This window comes from Pseudomonas sp. (assembly GCF_046581935.1).
In the GTDB taxonomy this organism is placed as follows: Bacteria; Pseudomonadota; Gammaproteobacteria; order Pseudomonadales; family Pseudomonadaceae; genus Aquipseudomonas.
Map to the genome: position 1 here is coordinate 272,780 of NZ_JAYGFK010000019.1, position 17,323 is coordinate 290,102.

The 17,323-nt window shown below is 59.8% G+C and carries 15 protein-coding genes; 3 read left to right on the forward strand and 12 right to left on the reverse strand.

Annotation, left to right across the window (positions count from 1 at the left end):
* Positions 1-111 precede the first annotated feature (111 nt).
* The 3 genes from VCA57_RS18140 (at position 112) to VCA57_RS18150 (ending at position 1,782) form a co-directional block, all read left to right on the forward strand.
* Complete coding sequence (locus VCA57_RS18140; RefSeq protein WP_411186461.1) at positions 112-390, forward strand: polyhydroxyalkanoic acid system family protein; 279 nt, start codon at positions 112-114, stop codon at positions 388-390.
* A gap of 170 nt (positions 391-560) precedes the next feature.
* Positions 561-1,001: a phasin family protein gene (locus VCA57_RS18145; RefSeq protein ID WP_411186462.1), complete on the forward strand. Its 441-nt coding sequence runs from the start codon at positions 561-563 to the stop codon at positions 999-1,001.
* A gap of 10 nt (positions 1,002-1,011) precedes the next feature.
* Entirely contained in the window at positions 1,012-1,782 is a 771-nt protein-coding gene (locus VCA57_RS18150) for a phasin family protein (protein ID WP_411186463.1), read from the forward strand.
* Between the two features lie 63 nt (positions 1,783-1,845).
* On the opposite strand, the gene VCA57_RS18155 is transcribed toward VCA57_RS18150, so the two are convergent.
* The 12 genes from VCA57_RS18155 to betI form a co-directional block, all read right to left on the reverse strand.
* Entirely contained in the window at positions 1,846-2,460 is a 615-nt protein-coding gene (locus VCA57_RS18155; RefSeq protein WP_411186464.1) for a TetR/AcrR family transcriptional regulator, read from the reverse strand.
* A gap of 80 nt (positions 2,461-2,540) precedes the next feature.
* Positions 2,541-4,223 (reverse strand): class II poly(R)-hydroxyalkanoic acid synthase, encoded by a 1,683-nt coding sequence (gene phaC, locus VCA57_RS18160; protein WP_411186465.1) that lies wholly within the window; start codon positions 4,221-4,223, stop codon positions 2,541-2,543.
* A 213-nt stretch (positions 4,224-4,436) separates the two neighbouring features.
* Entirely contained in the window at positions 4,437-5,297 is an 861-nt protein-coding gene (gene phaZ, locus VCA57_RS18165; RefSeq protein WP_411186466.1) for a poly(3-hydroxyalkanoate) depolymerase, read from the reverse strand.
* Positions 5,298-5,452: 155 nt separating this feature from the next.
* On the reverse strand, positions 5,453-7,132 hold the full coding sequence (gene phaC, locus VCA57_RS18170; RefSeq protein WP_411186467.1) for a class II poly(R)-hydroxyalkanoic acid synthase: 1,680 nt from the start codon (positions 7,130-7,132) through the stop codon (positions 5,453-5,455).
* Positions 7,133-7,507: 375 nt separating this feature from the next.
* Positions 7,508-7,882, reverse strand: a complete 375-nt coding sequence (locus tag VCA57_RS18175; RefSeq protein ID WP_411186468.1) for a gamma-butyrobetaine hydroxylase-like domain-containing protein — start codon at positions 7,880-7,882, stop codon at positions 7,508-7,510.
* An 87-nt stretch (positions 7,883-7,969) separates the two neighbouring features.
* Positions 7,970-9,310: an ATP-dependent protease ATPase subunit HslU gene (hslU, locus tag VCA57_RS18180; protein WP_411186469.1), complete on the reverse strand. Its 1,341-nt coding sequence runs from the start codon at positions 9,308-9,310 to the stop codon at positions 7,970-7,972.
* A gap of 28 nt (positions 9,311-9,338) precedes the next feature.
* Positions 9,339-9,869 (reverse strand): ATP-dependent protease subunit HslV, encoded by a 531-nt coding sequence (gene hslV / locus VCA57_RS18185; RefSeq protein WP_298184841.1) that lies wholly within the window; start codon positions 9,867-9,869, stop codon positions 9,339-9,341.
* Positions 9,870-10,010: 141 nt separating this feature from the next.
* Positions 10,011-10,694, reverse strand: a complete 684-nt coding sequence (locus tag VCA57_RS18190; RefSeq protein ID WP_411186470.1) for an SPOR domain-containing protein — start codon at positions 10,692-10,694, stop codon at positions 10,011-10,013.
* On the reverse strand, positions 10,695-12,434 hold the full coding sequence (gene argS / locus VCA57_RS18195; protein WP_411186471.1) for an arginine--tRNA ligase: 1,740 nt from the start codon (positions 12,432-12,434) through the stop codon (positions 10,695-10,697).
* Positions 12,435-12,648: 214 nt separating this feature from the next.
* The gene (betA, locus tag VCA57_RS18200; RefSeq protein WP_411186472.1) at positions 12,649-14,337 is read right to left on the reverse strand and encodes a choline dehydrogenase; all 1,689 of its coding nucleotides are present in this window, start codon (positions 14,335-14,337) and stop codon (positions 12,649-12,651) included.
* A 199-nt stretch (positions 14,338-14,536) separates the two neighbouring features.
* A complete protein-coding gene (gene betB, locus VCA57_RS18205; RefSeq protein WP_411186473.1) occupies positions 14,537-16,009 on the reverse strand; it encodes a betaine-aldehyde dehydrogenase in 1,473 nt (490 codons plus the stop codon).
* A 256-nt stretch (positions 16,010-16,265) separates the two neighbouring features.
* On the reverse strand, positions 16,266-16,856 hold the full coding sequence (betI, locus tag VCA57_RS18210) for a transcriptional regulator BetI (RefSeq protein WP_411186474.1): 591 nt from the start codon (positions 16,854-16,856) through the stop codon (positions 16,266-16,268).
* Positions 16,857-17,323 lie beyond the last annotated feature (467 nt).

Here is a 17,323-nt window from a genome sequence, read left to right on the forward strand (position 1 = left end):
AGCCGAGATACTCGGCCGGATTAGCGCTGGAGTTGCTTGCAGCTTGCGGCCTACAGCCTTGCTATAGTCGCAGCGACTTAAGGTCGCAGTTAACGGGCGAGGAGAAATGCCATGGCCAAAATCACTATTGAACGTCCCCACTCCCTTGGTCGCGAAGTTGCCCGGGAGAAAGCCGAACAACTGGCCGAGCGCCTGGCCCGCGAGTATGACGTGCGTTATCGCTGGAATGGCGATTGTCTGGAATTCAAGCGCAGCGGTGCCGATGGGCGTATTGAAGTGCATGACAACAGCGTGCGCGTGCAGCTCAGCCTGGGTCTGTTGTTGTCAGCGATGAGCAGCAGCATCAAGCGCGAGATCGAAGAGGTGCTGGACAAGAACCTGCAAGCCTAGGGGCTGTTGCCATTTCTCGCAGCAACGCGGCTCGCGATGAAACGGCAACAGATCTTAAAAGGTTGCAGTTTTTTTGCGGCTTAGTATGCGGTTTCTAATTTTCATCGATACCGTGCACCTAAGCCTGCATTCCGTGGGCGTTTCCTCGGAACACTTGAGTGAGGTGCACCATGTCTAAAGTTGCCGTTAAAAAGAAAGCGGTCGTTGAGGAAAGCACTAGCGTGCTCAGCGACGCTAAAGTTTATGCCCGCAAAATTTGGTTGGCTGGCCTGGGCGCATACGCCAAAGCCGGCCAGGAAGGCGCCGAGTACTTCAAAGAACTCGTGAAGAGCGGTGAGGGCGTTGAAAAACAAGGCAAAAAGCTGGTCGACGAGCAAGTTGAAGCAGCCAACAGCCAGATTGACAGTGTTAAAAGCACCGTCACTACAAATGTCAGCAGTGTGAAAGGCAAATTCGAAGTGCAGCTCGACAAAATCGAGAAGGCTTTCGACAACCGAGTGGCTAGCGCATTGAACCGTATCGGCATCCCGTCCAAGCAGGATGTTGAGGCGCTGTCTGCTAAGCTCGATGAGCTGAGCGCGTTGCTCGAGCACGTCGCGCGTACCAAATAAGGAGAGCAGGATGGCTGTCAAAAAGAAAACCGAAAAGCAAACCACTTCCTGGATCGGCGAAGTAGAAAAATACTCGCGTCAAATCTGGTTGGCAGGTTTGGGTGCTTACTCCAAGGTCAGCAAGGACGGCAACAAGCTGTTCGACACGCTGGTCAAGGATGGCGAAAAAGCTGAAAAGCTGGCCAAGACCGAAGTCGACAAGCAAGTCGGTGCAGTTAAGTCCACTGTTGGTTCCCGTGTGGACACTGCCAAGTCGAAAGTCGATGAAGTTAAAGACAAGGCGCTGGGTAAGTGGGGCGAGCTCGAAGAAGCTTTCGACAAGCGTCTGAACAATGCCATTTCACGTCTCGGTGTACCGAGCCGCAATGAAGTGAAAGCGCTCAACGCCAAAGTTGAAAGCCTGACCAAGCAAATCGAGCAGCTGACCGGTGTTTCGGTCAAATCGGTTAAGCCTGCTGTCAAGAAAGTAGCGGCCAAGCCCGCTGCAAAACCGGTTGCCAAAGCAGCCGCTAAGCCAGCGGTCAAACCGGCTGCTAAGCCTGCCGCTAAACCGGTAGCCAAGGCCGCGGCGAAACCCGCCGCTAAGCCCGCTGCCAAAGCGGCGGCTAAACCGGCTGCCAAACCAGCAGCTAAGCCTGCGGCTAAACCGGCAGTCAAAGCTGCCGCCAAGCCGGCAGCAGCCAAGCCAGTAGCCGCTAAGCCCGCGGCTCCGGTTGCCGCTGCTGCACCAGCTCCAGCAGTCGTTCCGGCTGCACCTGTGACACCTGCCGCTCAGTCGTAAGACACGCAGCAGTAAACGCAAACGCCCGGCCTAGTGCCGGGCGTTTGCGTTTGTACGGCAGCTTTAATCTTGCAGATAACGCTGGGCCAGGTGTTCGGCGGCGTAGCGCGGTTCTGTGGCCAGGTGTGGGGCCACCAGCATCATCACTTGGTAGACCACCAGGCGACTCTCGCTTTCGCGGCCGATGATGCGCTGGTAGTCGAGGGAGAACAGCAGCGTCAGGGTGATCTGTTCGACCAACTGGCCGAGTGACTGGGTGTCGCTTTGTAGCTGCCCATCGATCTGTAGTCGCGCGAGCAGCTCGGCGAGGGTGCGCTTCAAGCTGTTTAGCCAGTGGCGTATGCCGCGCTCCAGTTTTGGCAGGCGACTGGTCAGGTTTGACAGGTCCTGGAACAGGAAGCGGTAGTGGGCCAAGCGCTCGACGATCAGGTGGAGGAACAGCCAATAGTCTTCCACATCCAGCTGTGCGTCTTCGGGCGGCGAGAGCAGCGGTGCCAACTCTGCCTGAAAGCGCTCGAACAGGCCAAGAATCAGCGGCTCTTTGCCGTGAAAGTGGTAGTAGAGGTTGCCCGGGCTGATGCCCAGCTCATTGGCGATTTCTAAAGTAGAGACGTTTGGCTCGCCCTTTTGGTTGAACAGCAGCAGGGCGCATTCAAGGATTCTGTCGCGGGTTTTCATCCGTTCTTCTTATTTGGGTTGCAGAAAGTCTGACGATACGTGGCCGCAGCAGGCTGCGGCCAGTGGGGGTTATTCACGCGTCAGCGCACGTGCACGTAGGTGCCGGGTGCTGCTTCCATGGCCGGGTAATGCTGGTTACCCAAGGCCATCAGGGTGTCCTTCTGCTCGCCTGAGCGCTCCTGCATCCAGCTCAACCACACTGGCCACCAGCTGCCTTGCACATGCTCTGCATCGTGGTACCAGGCGCGTGGATCACCGGTGAGTTTGGGGTTTTCCATGTAATTGGATTTTGGGTTGCCTGGCGGGTTGAGAATGCTCTGAATATGCCCGCTGTTGGAGAGGATAAAGCGCCGGTTGCCACCGAGTAGCAAGGTCGAGCGGTAAACCGCGTCCCACGGTGTTATGTGGTCGTTGATGCCGCCGACGCTGAAGCTGTCTACCGTGACTTTTTGCAGGTCGACCGGCGTACCGCAGACTTCCAGTCCGCGTGGACGGGTGAGCGGGTTGTGTTTGAAAAAATCGATCAGGTCGCCATGCAGTGCGGCCGGCAAGCGGGTGTTGTCGTTATTCCAGTAGAGGATGTCGAAGGCCGGCGGCTGTTTACCGAGCAGGTAGTTGTTAATCCAGTAGTTCCAGATCAGGTCGTTGGGGCGCATCCAGGCGAATACCCGTGCCATGTCGCGACCATCCAGCACGCCCTGTTGATAGGAGCGGCGTTTGGCCGCTTCTAGGGTCAGCTCGTCGGCGAATAACATGGCCGGGCTGTCGATCTGGCTGTCCAGAAGGCTGACCATGTAGGTGGCGCTGGCTACTTTACGCAGTTGGCGCTTGGCCTGCAGATGGCCTTGCAGGGCGGCGATGGTCAGGCCGCCAGCGCAGGCACCGAGCAGGTTGACGTCCTTGCTGCCGGTGATTTCGCGGCAGGCGTCGATGGCGGTCTCCAGTGCTTCCACGTAGCTTGAAAGCCCCCATTCGCGGTGGCGCGGGTCAGGGTTACGCCAGCTGACCACGAAAGTTTGCAGGCCATTTTTCAGCGCGTACTGGACAAAGCTCTTCTCGCTGGAGAGATCGAAGATATAGAACTTGTTGATTTGTGGCGGCACGATCAGCAGTGGTTTGGCGTACTGCTTTTCGCTCATCGGCTTGTACTGGATTAGCTCCAGCAGCTCATTGCGAAACACCACGGCACCGTTAGTGGTGGCCAGGTTGCGACCGACCTCGAAGGCGTGCTTGCTGACCTGGCTGGGCATGCCGTCGTTATTCACCAGGTCATCGAACAGGTGACTCACACCTTTGAATAGACTGCTGCCGCCGCTGTTGAACAACTCCTTGATGACCTGCGGGTTAAGCAGGCTGTTGGACGGCGACAGGGCATCACCCAGCAGGGTCGCGACAAAGCGCGCGCGGGCGCGATCGTCAGCATCCAGGCTGCTTTCATCGATCCAGCTGTTCAGCTGTTTCTGGCAGGCCAGGTAGGCCTGCAGGCTGCGGCTATAAAACGGGTTGTCGCGCCAGGTCGGGTCGGCGAAGCGCTGATCTTGCGGGTTGACCTTGAACGGCTTGTCGCCAAGCAGTACGCGCCCCAACTGCCCACCGAGAGCGGCGATATGGCGGGCGCTGTGTACGGGTTGTTTAACCCCTTGCAGGGCGAGGCTACGCAGGGTGGAGAGCAGGTCGCGGCCGCGTAGACCGACTACTGCGTTCTGGGCGTTCATCACGCTGCTGCGTACAGGCAGGGTGCGTTTGGCAGGCTGGTCTCGCATTGGGCAACACTCCGTCGTCAAACCGTGAGACTTCATGGTTACAAGCTGCAAGCTACAAGCAGCAAGGCTTATACCAATGCGCGCGCAAGGTGCATTCCAGACTGCCGCGCGCCAAGCTTCAGGTAATACAACGCGCCTGGAAACGGGTCAAGCACTGTAGTAACAGCACCGCGTTGGTGCGCCTATCAATCGGTGTGCCTGGGGGCGGCGCATTTATCCCTGGGTTCGCACGGTAGTCGGTTGCGGGTGCATGACTGCGCGTTGTCGTTCTTCTTCGAGGAACTTCATGATGATCGGTGCCACGGCTTCGGCGCGGGTCACCAGAAACAGATGGCCGTCGTCGATTATGTGCAGCTCAGAGTTGGGAATGCGCCAGGCCAGCAGGCGCATGTTCACCAGCGGGATCAGTGGATCATCGTCGCCGGCCATTACCAGTGTCGGTTGGCGGATCTTGTGCAGCCAGTGAATGCTGGTCCAGCCAAGGCCAGCGAACAACTGCCAGTAATAGCCCATCTTGCCGCCTGAGCGGACTTTACTGGCGTGCGCCAGGGCCAGTTTTGGGTCGCGGCGAAAAGCGCCGCCATAGATATCCGGAGCGATTTGTACGCCATAGGATGGCTGCACATAGCGCCGTGGGCTGGCCATGCACCAGAGCACCTTGGGTTTGCCCGGGACCATTACTGCGCCGGCTGAAGTCGCCGCCAGAATGAGTTTTTTACAGCGTTCCGGGTAGTCGTGGGCGAACTGCTGAGCCAGGGCTCCACCCCAGGACACGCCGATCGCGTTGACCTGGCCATAGTTGAGGTAGTCGAGCATGCGTGCCGCCAGCTTGGCCAGGCCAGGAAAGCGATACGGCGTACTGGGTGTGGAGGAGCCGCCAACGCCAGGTACGTCGAAGGCGATGACTTCCAGGCCTGGGTCTAGGGCGCGTACGAAGGGCATGACCAGTTCCAGGTTGGCCCCGATGCCGTTGAAAATCAGCAAAGGGGTCATCTCGCCGTTGCCGGGGCGAACGGCGGTGCGGATGGTCTGGTCGTCCAGTTCGATGGTGCGGAATACGAAAGGTAGCGACATACGCAGAAGCCCTATCAGTGAGAACGCTGGGTCAGACCCTCCGAGCCTTTTCCAGAAACGCCAGGGCGAAGCCTGGTTCGCCTCACCCGGTCAACTAACCGGGTGGGCGAGCGACACGTCCAGTGTCGCGGGCAGTGCTGCGCAGCGCGCAGTGGTTAACGTTCGTGAACATAGGTGCCAGGCGCTGCTTCGCCGGCGGGGTATTTCTTGTTACCCAGTTGGGTGGGGGCTTTTTTGTTTTCCCCAGAACGATCAGTCAGCCAGGCTTGCCAATGCAGCCACCAGGAATCGGCATGCTTGGTTGAACTGGACTGCCAGGTTTTCGGATCAGCATGCATCTGAGTGTTAGTCATGTAGCGTGCTTTCGGGTTGCCTGGCGGGTTGAGGATGCTTTGGATATGCCCGCTGTTGGACAGCACGAACTCCACGTTGCCGCCGAACAGGTTGGCCGATTTGTAGCAGGACTCCCACGGGGTGATGTGGTCGGTCGTGCCGGCCACGCAATAGAGGTCGCTGGTGACCTGCTTGAGGTCGATTGGTGTACCGCAGACTTCCAGCGCATTTGGCCGAATCAGCGGGTTGGAGGTAAACATGTCGATAAACTCGCCATGCAGGGCAGCCGGCAGGCGTGTGGTGTCGTTGTTCCAGTAGAGAATGTCGAATACCGGAGGCTCGTTGCCTAGCAGGTAGTTGTTGACCCAGTAGTTCCAGATCAGGTCGTTGGGGCGCATCCAGGCGAACACCTTGGCCAGGTCGCTGCCTTCCAGAACCCCCGCCTGGTAAGAGCGGCGCTTGGCCAGTTCCAGGCTTTTTTCGTCGGCGAACAGCGCTACGTCGGTTTCCAAGCGGTTATCCAGCACGCTGACCAGTAGCGTCAGGGCGTGCACCTTTTTTTCGCCCAGTGCGGCGTAGTGGCCGAGCAGTGAGGCGGTGGTGAGCCCGCCGGAGCAGGCCCCGAGCATGTTTATGTCCTTGCTGCCCGTGACCGCGCTGACCACGTCGATGGCCTCTTTCAGCGCTTCGATATAGGTCGACAGGCCCCACTCGCGGTGGGCTTTGGTCGGGTTGCGCCAGCTGACCACGAAGGTCTGGATGCCGTTACGCAACAGGAAGCGCGCCACGCTCTTTTCCGGTGATAGGTCGAATACGTAGAACTTGTTGATCTGTGGTGGCACCACCAGCAGCGGACGTTCGTGTACCTGCTCGGTGATTGGTTTGTACTGGATCAGCTCCAGCAGGTCGTTGCGAAAAATCACCGCGCCATCGCTGGTAGCGAGGTTCTTGCCGACCTCGAAGGCCTTCATGTTGACCTGGCTAGGCATGCCGCCGTTATTGACCATGTCCTGGGCCAGGTGCGAAAGGCCGTCGAGCAGGCTCTTGCCGCCAGTTTCAAAGAAGCGTTTAACTGCAGCAGGGTTGGCCATGCTGTTGCTGGGGGCCATGGCTTCGGTCATCAGGTTGATCACGAAGTGACCACGGTTGGCATCTTGGGCGGACAGGTTGCTGTGTTCGATCCAGTCATGCAGCTCCTTGCGCCAGGCCAGGTAGGTCTGCAAATAGCGGCGGTACAGTGGGTTCTGGCTCCAGGCCGGGTCGACAAAACGCCGATCGCCTTCAGCGGGCGTTAGCTCGGATTGGCCGAGCATTACGTTCTTTAGTTCAAGACTGAAATGGGCCAGATGTTTGGCGCTGTGCAGGGGTTGCTTGAGGGCTTGCTTGAGCACTATACGTGCTGAACTGAGCAGGTCTTTGCCGCGGATGCCGATGACCGGGTTCAAGCCTAGAGTGTTCTCTGAGGCCTGGCGCTTCAGGTCATCATTATTCTTTTCTGTCATCTACAACGCTCCATTGTCCTGAGACGAAATACCGGCATACGACTGTGCACGGCGACACAGGGCTAGAACCAGGTATTGCCCGGGTTGCCAAGGGCGGATCGCTCCGCAATCTTCCCCGTTAATGGCTTGGCCAATAACACGAGAACTTCCAAGCTACTTGGTTACCCGAGTTTGTGAATTTGTGCAAGCTGACCGCAGTTTGGGCCGAATGGGGGGGAGTATGCCGAGAAGGATTAGAAAATGCGCTCTAACTGGCTAGGAACAACGGTCTAGACGGGCTGCCGTATTGCGGCAAATTAGCGCTCGACGGTTATGGGGATGAGCAAGTAATTGAAGTGTTTGCAGGAATTGTTGGCAGCGTCTTGGCTCGCCGCCTCAGAGCATCAACTTGACCACACTTTCGCTGGGGTCGCGGGATTTACCGGCGGCGCTCAGGGTTGCCAAGTAGTCGTTCCACAGCTCGTCCTGGCGAACGGCTAATTGCTCAAGGTAGTCCCAGGTGAAGAGGCCGCTGTCGTGGCCGTCATCGAAACTCAGCTTCAGGGCGTAGTTGCCAGCAGGCTCAATCTTGCTCAGACCAACACCGATTTTTCCGGTTTGCAGAATGGGTTTGCCATGGCCTTGAACTTCGGCCGACGGCGAGTGCACACGGAGAAATTCTGCCGGCAGGCTGTACTGCTCGTCAGGCCCGTAGTGCAGCTCAAGGGTCTTCGAGGCTTTGCGTAATTTGATTGCCGTGGGAATGCGCATGTTCGCGTCCTGGATTTATCTAGCCCGGATGTAATCCGGGGCTCCGTGGAGGATGCCCCGGATTGCATCCGGCTACGTGTGAGCGCGTTAGAGGATATAGCGCGAGAGGTCTTCGTCCTGCGCCAGCTCGCCGAGGTGGCTGTTGACGTAGGCCGCGTCAATGACGATGGGTGCGCCATTCTGCTGGCCAGCCAGGTCGCCGGCGCTGAAGGAGACTTCTTCCAGCAGGCGTTCGAGCAGGGTGTGCAGGCGACGTGCACCAATGTTCTCGGTCTTCTCGTTGACCTGCCAGGCGATCTCGGCAATACGCTTGATACCCTCGGCGACAAACTCGATGCCCAGGCCTTCAGTGTTCAGCAGCGCGGCGTATTGCTCAGTGAGCGAGGCGTGCGGCTCGGTGAGGATGCGCTCGAAGTCACCTGGGGTCAGGGCTTTCAGCTCAACGCGAATCGGCAAACGGCCTTGCAGCTCTGGCACTAGGTCGCTGGGCTTGCTCAGGTGGAACGCACCGGAGGCGATAAACAGGATGTGGTCAGTTTTGACCATGCCCAGCTTGGTGTTCACTGTGCAGCCTTCGATCAGTGGCAGCAGATCGCGCTGTACGCCTTCGCGGGATACATCGGCACCGCCGGTGTTACCACGCTTGGCGACTTTGTCGATCTCGTCGATAAATACGATGCCATTTTGCTCAACGGCTTCCAGCGCTTTGGCTTTCAGTTCTTCTTCGTTGACCAGGCGTGCAGCTTCTTCATCGCGCACCAGCTTGAGTGCTTCCTTAACCTTGAGCTTGCGGCTCTTCTGCTTGCCTTTGCCCATATTGGAAAACAGGCTTTGCAGTTGGTTAGTCATTTCTTCCATGCCCGGTGGGGTCATGATTTCGATGCCGGCCGGGGTGTCGGCGACTTCTATCTCGATGTCTTTGTCGTCCAGCTGGCCTTCGCGCAAGCGCTTGCGGAACAGTTGGCGAGTGTTGGAGTCGTTGCCCGCTGCGGCTTCTTCATTGAAACCGGTACGTGCCGGTGGCAACAGGGCGTCGAGGATGCGTTCTTCGGCAGCATCGTCGGCACGGTGGCCAACTTTGAGGATTTCTTGCTCACGCAGCATCTTGATGGCGGCATCGGCAAGGTCGCGGATGATCGATTCGACATCACGGCCGACATAACCCACCTCGGTGAATTTGGTCGCTTCCACTTTGATAAACGGCGCGTTGGCCAGCTTGGCCAGGCGGCGGGCAATTTCGGTTTTGCCGACGCCGGTTGGGCCGATCATCAGGATGTTCTTCGGCGTTACTTCGGCGCGCAGCTCAACCGGCAGCTGCATGCGCCGCCAGCGGTTGCGCAGGGCAATTGCCACGGCGCGCTTGGCGTCGTCCTGACCGATGATGTGGCGGTTGAGTTCGTGAACGATCTCGCGAGGCGTCATGGACATGCGGGGTTTACTCCAACGGAAGCCGCGCTTATTCAGCGCAGTCTTCTTCTTCGATGGTTAGATTCTGGTTAGTGAAGACACAGATGGAGCCGGCAATGTTCAGCGCGGTTTCGGTGATTTCACGGGCGCTCAATTCGGTTTTCTGCAGCAGGGCCATTGCCGCAGCCTGGGCGAAGCCTCCGCCCGAGCCCATGGCGATCAGGCCGTGTTCAGGCTCAACCACATCACCGTTGCCGGTGATAATCAGCGAGGCGTCTTTGTTGGCGACTGCCAGCATGGCTTCCAGGCGGCTCAGTGAGCGGTCGGTGCGCCAGTCTTTGGCCAGCTCGACGGCGGCGCGCACTAGGTTGCCTTGATGTTTCTCCAGCTGCCCTTCAAAGCGTTCAAAGAGAGTGAAGGCATCCGCAGTGGCACCGGCAAAACCGGCCAGCACTTGGCCGTGGTACAGGCGGCGGACTTTTTTCGCGTTGCCTTTCATCACGGTATTGCCGAGGGACACCTGGCCGTCGCCGCCCATGACGACTTTGCCGTTGCGGCGAACTGAAACGATGGTGGTCAAGGGGAGAGTCTCCACGCAGCGGGGCGAAAGTGCCCAATGCCAAATGAAGTGGGGGCAGCAGCAGCCTGCTTCAAGCCCTGCGACACAGACGGTCCGACAAATAGTCGTTTTACTGTGGCGCAAGGCCTGGCATTTACGGGGTTACTGCACCTGGCGTTGCTGTAACAACAAGTTGCTGAAGCCGCTGGCAGAGAGGGTTTTCTGCGCTTGGCCGAGCTGTTCGCGGGTGGCGAAGGGGCCGATCAGCACGCGGTGCCAGGTTTCTTCGCGGACCATGCCGGATTCCACTTTGACGTTTTGCCCGAGCAGGATGATTTGCGCACGCAAGGCGTCGGCGTCGGCCTTGCCACGGAACGAGCCTGCCTGAAGGAAGAACTGCGATGTCACGGGGCCTTGGGCGACCACCGGCGGCGGTGGCGGCACTTGACCGTTAAGTGCGGCCTCGGCCCGGGCAGCATCGATTTTCGCGGCTTCTTCTGGGGTGACCGGCTTTTGTTCGGGCACCGCAGGCGGCTCTTCGACGGGCTGCTGCGGCAGGATGACCTCGGACTCCGGCAGCAGGGTGTAAAAGTCGTACTTGGGCTTGGCCGGCTCTTTCGCGGCGGCCTTCGCCGCCGCTGCTTTGCTGGCCTGGTTGGCGCGTGTTTCTTCGACTTTGTTGCGCTTGATCTCGTCGCGGCCTGGCTCAAGGCTGAACAAAAACACCATAAAGCCGCCGATCACCAAGCCACAAACCAGCCAGAACCAGCCTGGAATAGGTTTCTTGGTCGGTGCCTTGTAGCGGCTGGCGCCGCGTTTGGCGACGGGCTTCTTCTTGGCTGCCACTTACATGCGCTCCAGGGTTTCCAGGCCGAGCAGCTCAAGGCCCTGCTTGAGTGTGCGAGCGGTCAGCGCCGCCAAGCGTAGGCGGCTGTTACGCACGGCTTCATCTTCGGTCGAGAGGATCGGGCAGTTCTCGTAGAAGCTGGAGAACAACCCTGCCAGGTCATACAGGTAAGCGCAGAGCAGGTGCGGCTCGCCTTTTTCGGCCACGCTGGCGAGCACTTCATTGAACTGCGCGAGTTTGCCGGCCAGTTCAATTTCGTGGGCTGCTTGCAGGTTGAGTTGGCCGCTGATCTCTTCGAAGCCCTTGCCCAGCTTGCGGAACACGCTGGCTACACGGGTATAGGCGTACAGCAGGTACGGCGCAGTGTTGCCCTCGAAGCTCAGCATTAGCTCGAAGTTGAAGCGGTAGTCGCTGGTGCGGTGCTTGGACAGGTCGGCATATTTCACCGCACCGATGCCCACCGCGCGGGCGATCTGCCGCAGCTCAGCTTCATCCAGTTCGGGGTTCTTGCCTTTGACCAGGGCGTAGGCGCGTTCTTCGGCCTCGTTGAGCAGGTCGACCAGCTTCACTGTGCCGCCGTCGCGGGTTTTGAACGGGCGACCATCGGCACCGTTCATGGTGCCGAAGCCCATGTGTTCCAGCTGCATGCTGGCGGGGACGAAGCCGGCCAGGCGCGCGGCGGTAAAGACCATCTGGAAGTGCAGAGCCTGGCGCTGATCGACGAAATACAACGCGCGGTCGGCCTTGAGCACGTTGGCACGATAGCGGGTAGCAGCCAGGTCAGTGGTGGCGTACAGGTAGCCGCCACCAGCCTTTTGCACGATCAGCGGCAGCGGGTTGTCTTCGGCGTTCTTGAACTGCTCCATAAACACGCACTGCGCGCCATCGCTTTCACTGAGCAGGCCTTTGGCCTTGAGGTCAGCGACTACGTTGGCCAGGTCGTCGTTATAGGCGCTCTCGCCCTTGACGTCGGCCATGCTCAGCTTCACGCCGAGGCGGTCATACAGCGCCTGGCAGTGGCTCAGGGAAATATCGTTGAAGCGGTGCCACAGGCGCAGGCATTCGGCATCGCCGGCTTGCAACTGCACCACCAGCTCGCGGGCACGCTCGGCGAACTCGGCAGAGTCGTCGAAGCGCTTCTTCGCCGCGCGGTAGAAGCCTTCCAGATCGGCCAGCTCGCTTTCGGCGGCCTCTGGGTTTTCCTGCATATAAGCCAGCAGCATGCCGAACTGGGTGCCCCAGTCGCCGACGTGGTTCTGCCGGATTACTTCGTCACCGAGGAACTCCAGCACCCGTGCCACGCCGTCACCGATGATGGTTGAACGCAGGTGGCCCACATGCATCTCTTTGGCCAGGTTGGGGGCCGACAGGTCGACTACCACGCGCTGGGCTGGGCCATTTTTGCGCACGCCGAGCTTGGCGTCGGCCAGCAGGGCGTCCAGGCGCGCGGCCAGGGCTTCGGTGTTTTGGTAGAAGTTGAGAAAACCGGGGCCGGCGATTTCGACCTTGCTGATGTCGGCATCGGCGGGGAGCGCGGTGATCAGCTTTTCAGCCAGGTCGCGCGGTTTCATACCGGCTGGTTTGGCCAGCATCATGGCGATGTTGCTGGCGAAATCACCGTGGGTTTTGTCTTTGGTGTTCTCCACCTGAATGGCCGGGCTCAGGCCTTCGGGCAGCACGCCGTCGGCGGTGAGGCGGGTCAGGGCTTGCTGGATCAGGTGGCGAATGCTGTCTTTCATGGTCTGCTCGGTCGGCCGTTGGGGCGGCGGCGCACAATGGCGCTGGTTGAAAACTGCGCATTATCGACGCCCTTCGCCTACCGCTTCAAGCTGCGTGTGGTTTTCGACCGGTTTAAAGCAGGCTCGCGGTTGCGTAGCCCGGATGAAACCCGGGGCACGTCGGCCCCGGTAACACAGCTCCCGGATTGCATCCGGCTACGGCTAGCGCGAAGGCTTAGGCCGAGCGTTGCGCGGTGTTGCGCACAGCGCCGTTGCCCGCGACAAAGTACGGCGCGGTGCTGCGCGGTAATGGGTTGCGACCACGGATTTTGTCGGCAATTTTCTCGGCCATCATGATGGTCGGCGCATTGAGGTTGCCGGTGACGATCAGCGGCATGATCGACGCATCCACCACGCGCAGGCCTTCTACGCCATGTACCCGGCCCTGGCCGTCGACCACGGCCATGTCGTCTTCGCCCATCTTGCAGGAGCACGACGGGTGGTAGGCGGTTTCCGCATGTTCGCGGATAAAGGCGTCCAGTTCGGCATCGCTCTGCACGTCCTTGCCGGGGCTGATTTCGCGCCCGCGATACGGGTCCAGCGCCGATTGCGCCATGATTTCGCGGGTGATGCGGATGCCATCGCGGAACTCGCGCCAGTCCTGCTCGCTGCTCATATAGTTGAAGAGAATGCTCGGGTGCTGGCGCGGGTCCTTGGAGGTGACCTGAATGCGCCCACGGCTCGGTGAGCGCATAGAGCCCATGTGCGCCTGGAAACCATGCTCTTTAACCGCGTTGCTGCCGTTGTAATTAATCGCCACCGGCAGGAAGTGGTACTGGATATTTGGCCACTCGAAGTCCGCGCTGGAGCGGATAAAGCCGCCAGCTTCGAACTGGTTGCTGGCACCGATGCCCTTGCCGAGGAACAGCCAGTTGGCGCCGATCAGCGGCTGGTTCCACCATTGCAGGGCCGGGTACAGCGACACCGGCTGCTTGCAAGCATATTGCAGGTACACCTCCAGGTGATCCTGCAGGTTCTGGCCAACGCCGGGCAGGTCATGCACCACAGGGATGTCCAGCTCGCGGAGCAGCGCTGCCGGGCCGACGCCGGAGCGTTGTAGCACTTGCGGCGAGGCAATCGCGCCGCTGCACAACAGCACTTCGCGACGGGCGTTGGCGCTGATTGGAGTGTTGTTGTCGCCCTGCAAATAGGCCACGCCAATGGCGCGCTTGCCATTGAACAAAATGCGGTCGGTCAGGGCGTGGGTGACGATGGTCAGGTTCGGTCGCTCGCGTGCCTGATCAAGGTAACCGCGCGCAGTGCTGGCGCGCCGGCCTTTGGGCGTAACGGTTCGGTCCATCGGGCCGAAGCCTTCCTGCTGGTAACCGTTGAGGTCATCGGTACGTGGATAGCCGGCCTGCACGCCGGCTTCGACCATGGCATGGAACAGCGGGTTATTGCCGTTCTTCGGGGTCGTTACTGACACCGGGCCATCGCCACCGTGGTAGGGGTTAGCACCAATATCGCGGGTTTCCGCTTTGCGGAAGTACGGCAGGCAATCCAGATAGCTCCAGTCCTCCAGGCCTTTTTCTTTGGCCCAGCCGTCATAGTCCATGGCGTTGCCACGGATGTAGCACATGCCGTTGATCAAGGAGGAGCCGCCCAAACCCTTGCCGCGACCGCACTCCATGCGGCGGTTATCCATATGCGGCTCAGGCTCGGTCAGGTAGGCCCAGTTGTATCGCCGGCCCTGCAGCGGGAAGGCTAGGGCAGCAGGCATCTGCGTGCGGAAGTCCAGGCGATAATCCGGGCCGCCGGCTTCCAGCAGCAGCACGCTGACGTCTGCGTCCTCTGTCAGGCGGGTGGCCAGTACGTTACCGGCTGAGCCGGCACCGATGATGATGTAGTCGAATTCTTGGGGCATGAGCGTCACCTGTAATAGCGGGCCTGCACAACCCGTAGGGTGGGTTAGGCGCAAGGCCAGGCTTGGTTATGCATCCGATCTCGGTGCGCCGTAACCCACCGGGTCGATCGGATTGACGAGCTGGTGGGTTACGCGGCGTCTTGCTCTGCGGGCGCATGAGCGTGCTGCGCTGCGCCGCTAACCCACCCTACGATCTCGATCAGAACACCGAGGTGTAGTCGCCCATTTCCAGCTGTACCGATTTGATCCGCGTGTAGTGCGCCAAGGTGGTCAAGCCGTTTTCGCGGCCGACGCCGGACTGCTTGTAGCCGCCCACTGGCATTTCTGCTGGCGACTCGCCCCAGGTGTTGATCCAGCAAATGCCGGCTTCCAGCTTGTGGATCACCCGGTGCGCGCGGTTCAGGTCGCGGGTTACCACGCCGGCCGCCAGGCCGTAGTCGGTGGCATTGGCGCGGCGGATCACTTCTTCTTCGCTGTCGTAGATCAGAATGCTCATCACCGGACCGAAGATTTCCTCGCGCACGATGGTCATTTCATCTTTGCAGTCGGTGAACACGGTTGGTGCGACATACGCGCCGTTGGCGTACTCGCCGTCCGTCACGCGTTGGCCGCCGATCAGCAGGCGTGCGCCTTCGCTGCGGCCTTTGTCGATGTAGCCGAGCACGCTTTGCATATGGGCAAAACTGACCAGTGGGCCGAAGTTGGTGGCGTCATCCTGCGGGTTGCCGAGGCGGATGCGCTTAACCCGCTCCAGCACTTTGGCCTCGAAGCGCGCTTGCAGCATGCGCGGCACAAACACCCGCGTGCCGTTGGTGCAGACCTGGCCGGAGCTATAGAAGTTGGCCATCACCGCAATGTCGGCGGCGCGGTCGAGGTCGGCATCTTCAAAGATGATCAGTGGCGATTTGCCGCCCAGCTCCATGGTCACTTCTTTAAGCGACGAGCTGGAAGCGCTGGCCATAACCTTTTTACCGGTCACGGTGCCGCCCGTGAAGGAAATCTTCTCGATGCCCGGATGCTCAGTCAGCCACTGGCCGACTTCGCTGCCGCTGCCGGTCAGTACGTTGAACACGCCATCCGGCACGCCGGCCTCGGTGTAGATTTCGGCCAGCTTGAGGGTGGTCAGCGAGGTCACTTCGCTGGGTTTGAAGATCATCGCGTTGCCGGCGGCCAGCGCCGGGGCGGACTTCCACAGGGCGATCTGAATCGGGTAGTTCCACGCGCCAATACCGGCAACCACGCCCAGTGGCTCGCGGCGGGTGTAGACGAAACTGGTGTCGCGCAGCGGGATTTGCTCGCCTTCGATGGCGGGGATCAGCCCGGCGTAGTACTCCAGCACGTCCGCGCCGGTGACGATGTCGACGTAGCGGGTTTCCGACAGCGGTTTGCCGGTGTCGAGGGTTTCCAGCTCGGCCAGCTCATCATTGCGCTCGCGCAGGATGTCCACGGCCTTACGCAGGATGCGCGAGCGCTGCATGGCGGTCATCGCGGCCCAGACCTTTTGGCCTTTGCTGGCGCTGGCCACCGCCAACTCAACGTCGGCCTGGCTGGCGCGTTGCACCTTGGCCAGTACCTCGCCGTTGGCGGGGTTGATGCTGTCGAAGGTCGCACCGCTGCTGGCCGCGACATAACGGCCATCGATGTACAGGTGTTGCTCGTTGAAACGTGGCATTGCGCTGTCCTCGTGTCTGGTGGGTGGCGCCAGTGCGCGGGGCGGAAGCCGGCGGAGAATGCAGTACAGGCTAGATTATTTTTATTGAACGCTCAATCAATAAAAACGACAAGGCCGCGCCAAACACGACATTGAGGCGTCTGCCATGGTGGTTGGGGGCGATGCGCTGGACATGTAGCGAAGTGTTACCTGGGAGCTGTCACCCGCCGACAAAATCTGTGTTGCGGCGTGTGCGGCACGCCAATCTAGGCAGAGGCTATGCGCTTTTATCGAGTTGTAGATCAAGGTACTCGTAAGCGATTTGCATGGCCTGCTGGGTATCGAAACCCTCACCAGACAGTGCCCCGCGCAGCCACAGCCCATCAATCAATGCGGCCAGGCCACGGGCGGCGCTACGCGCCTGCTCCTGCGGCAATACCCGGCGGAACTGCCCGCACAGGTTGGAATACAAGCGGTGATCGTTAACCCGCTGCAAACGCCGTAGCGACGGCTGGTGCATGCTGGTGGCCCAGAACGCTAGCCAGGTTTTCATCGCCGGACCGTTGACTTGGCTGTCGTCGAAGTTGCCTGCAATCATCGCTCGCAAATGCTCGCGTGGTTGATCTGCCGGCAGGCTGGCGCGGCGGTCGCGCACGGCATCGCTTAGCGCCTGCATCAGATGGCGCATGGTGGCTTCGAGCAGGCCGTTTTTGTCACGAAAGTAGTGGCTGATGATGCCGTTGGACACCCCGGCGATTCGTGCGATATAGGCGATGCTGGCATCCCCCATGCCGACCTGATCAACTGCTTCGAGGGTGGCCGCGATCAATTGCGAGCGGCGGATCGGTTGCATTCCGACCTTGGGCATCTGCTTCTCCATCAGTGGGGCTAGCCCCTAAATGCACGCAGTCTAGGCCTGTTGCTGTTGGTCGATCAATCATAGCGTCGTGCCTATGACGCGGGTTTGCGGCTGTGTGGGCCTGCATTGGTCGTTTATCCGCCTGCCACTCTGCATGTTTTATATAGGTGAGCCGATTGAGCCTATGTAGTGAGCGTTGCACAGCGCTTGTTGCACATTCTCGAGTTCAAGCTGGCCAGTAGCTGAAGGTGTTGCAGTGGCTGTGTGTACTACATTTAACCTGCTGTTAGTTTCTGGGTTTAGTCACAGGCGCGCGTGCGTCGTAGTTGACGATAACTAGGGAAACTCTGAAAAAGACTTCCTGATTTTGGCAAAATACCCAGACTCCACCCGCCGAGTTTTCCGATGAAGCAGATGACCTTCGCCGACGCCGAGTACGCCGGTAAGCGCAAGCAGACCCGCAAAGAGTTGTTCCT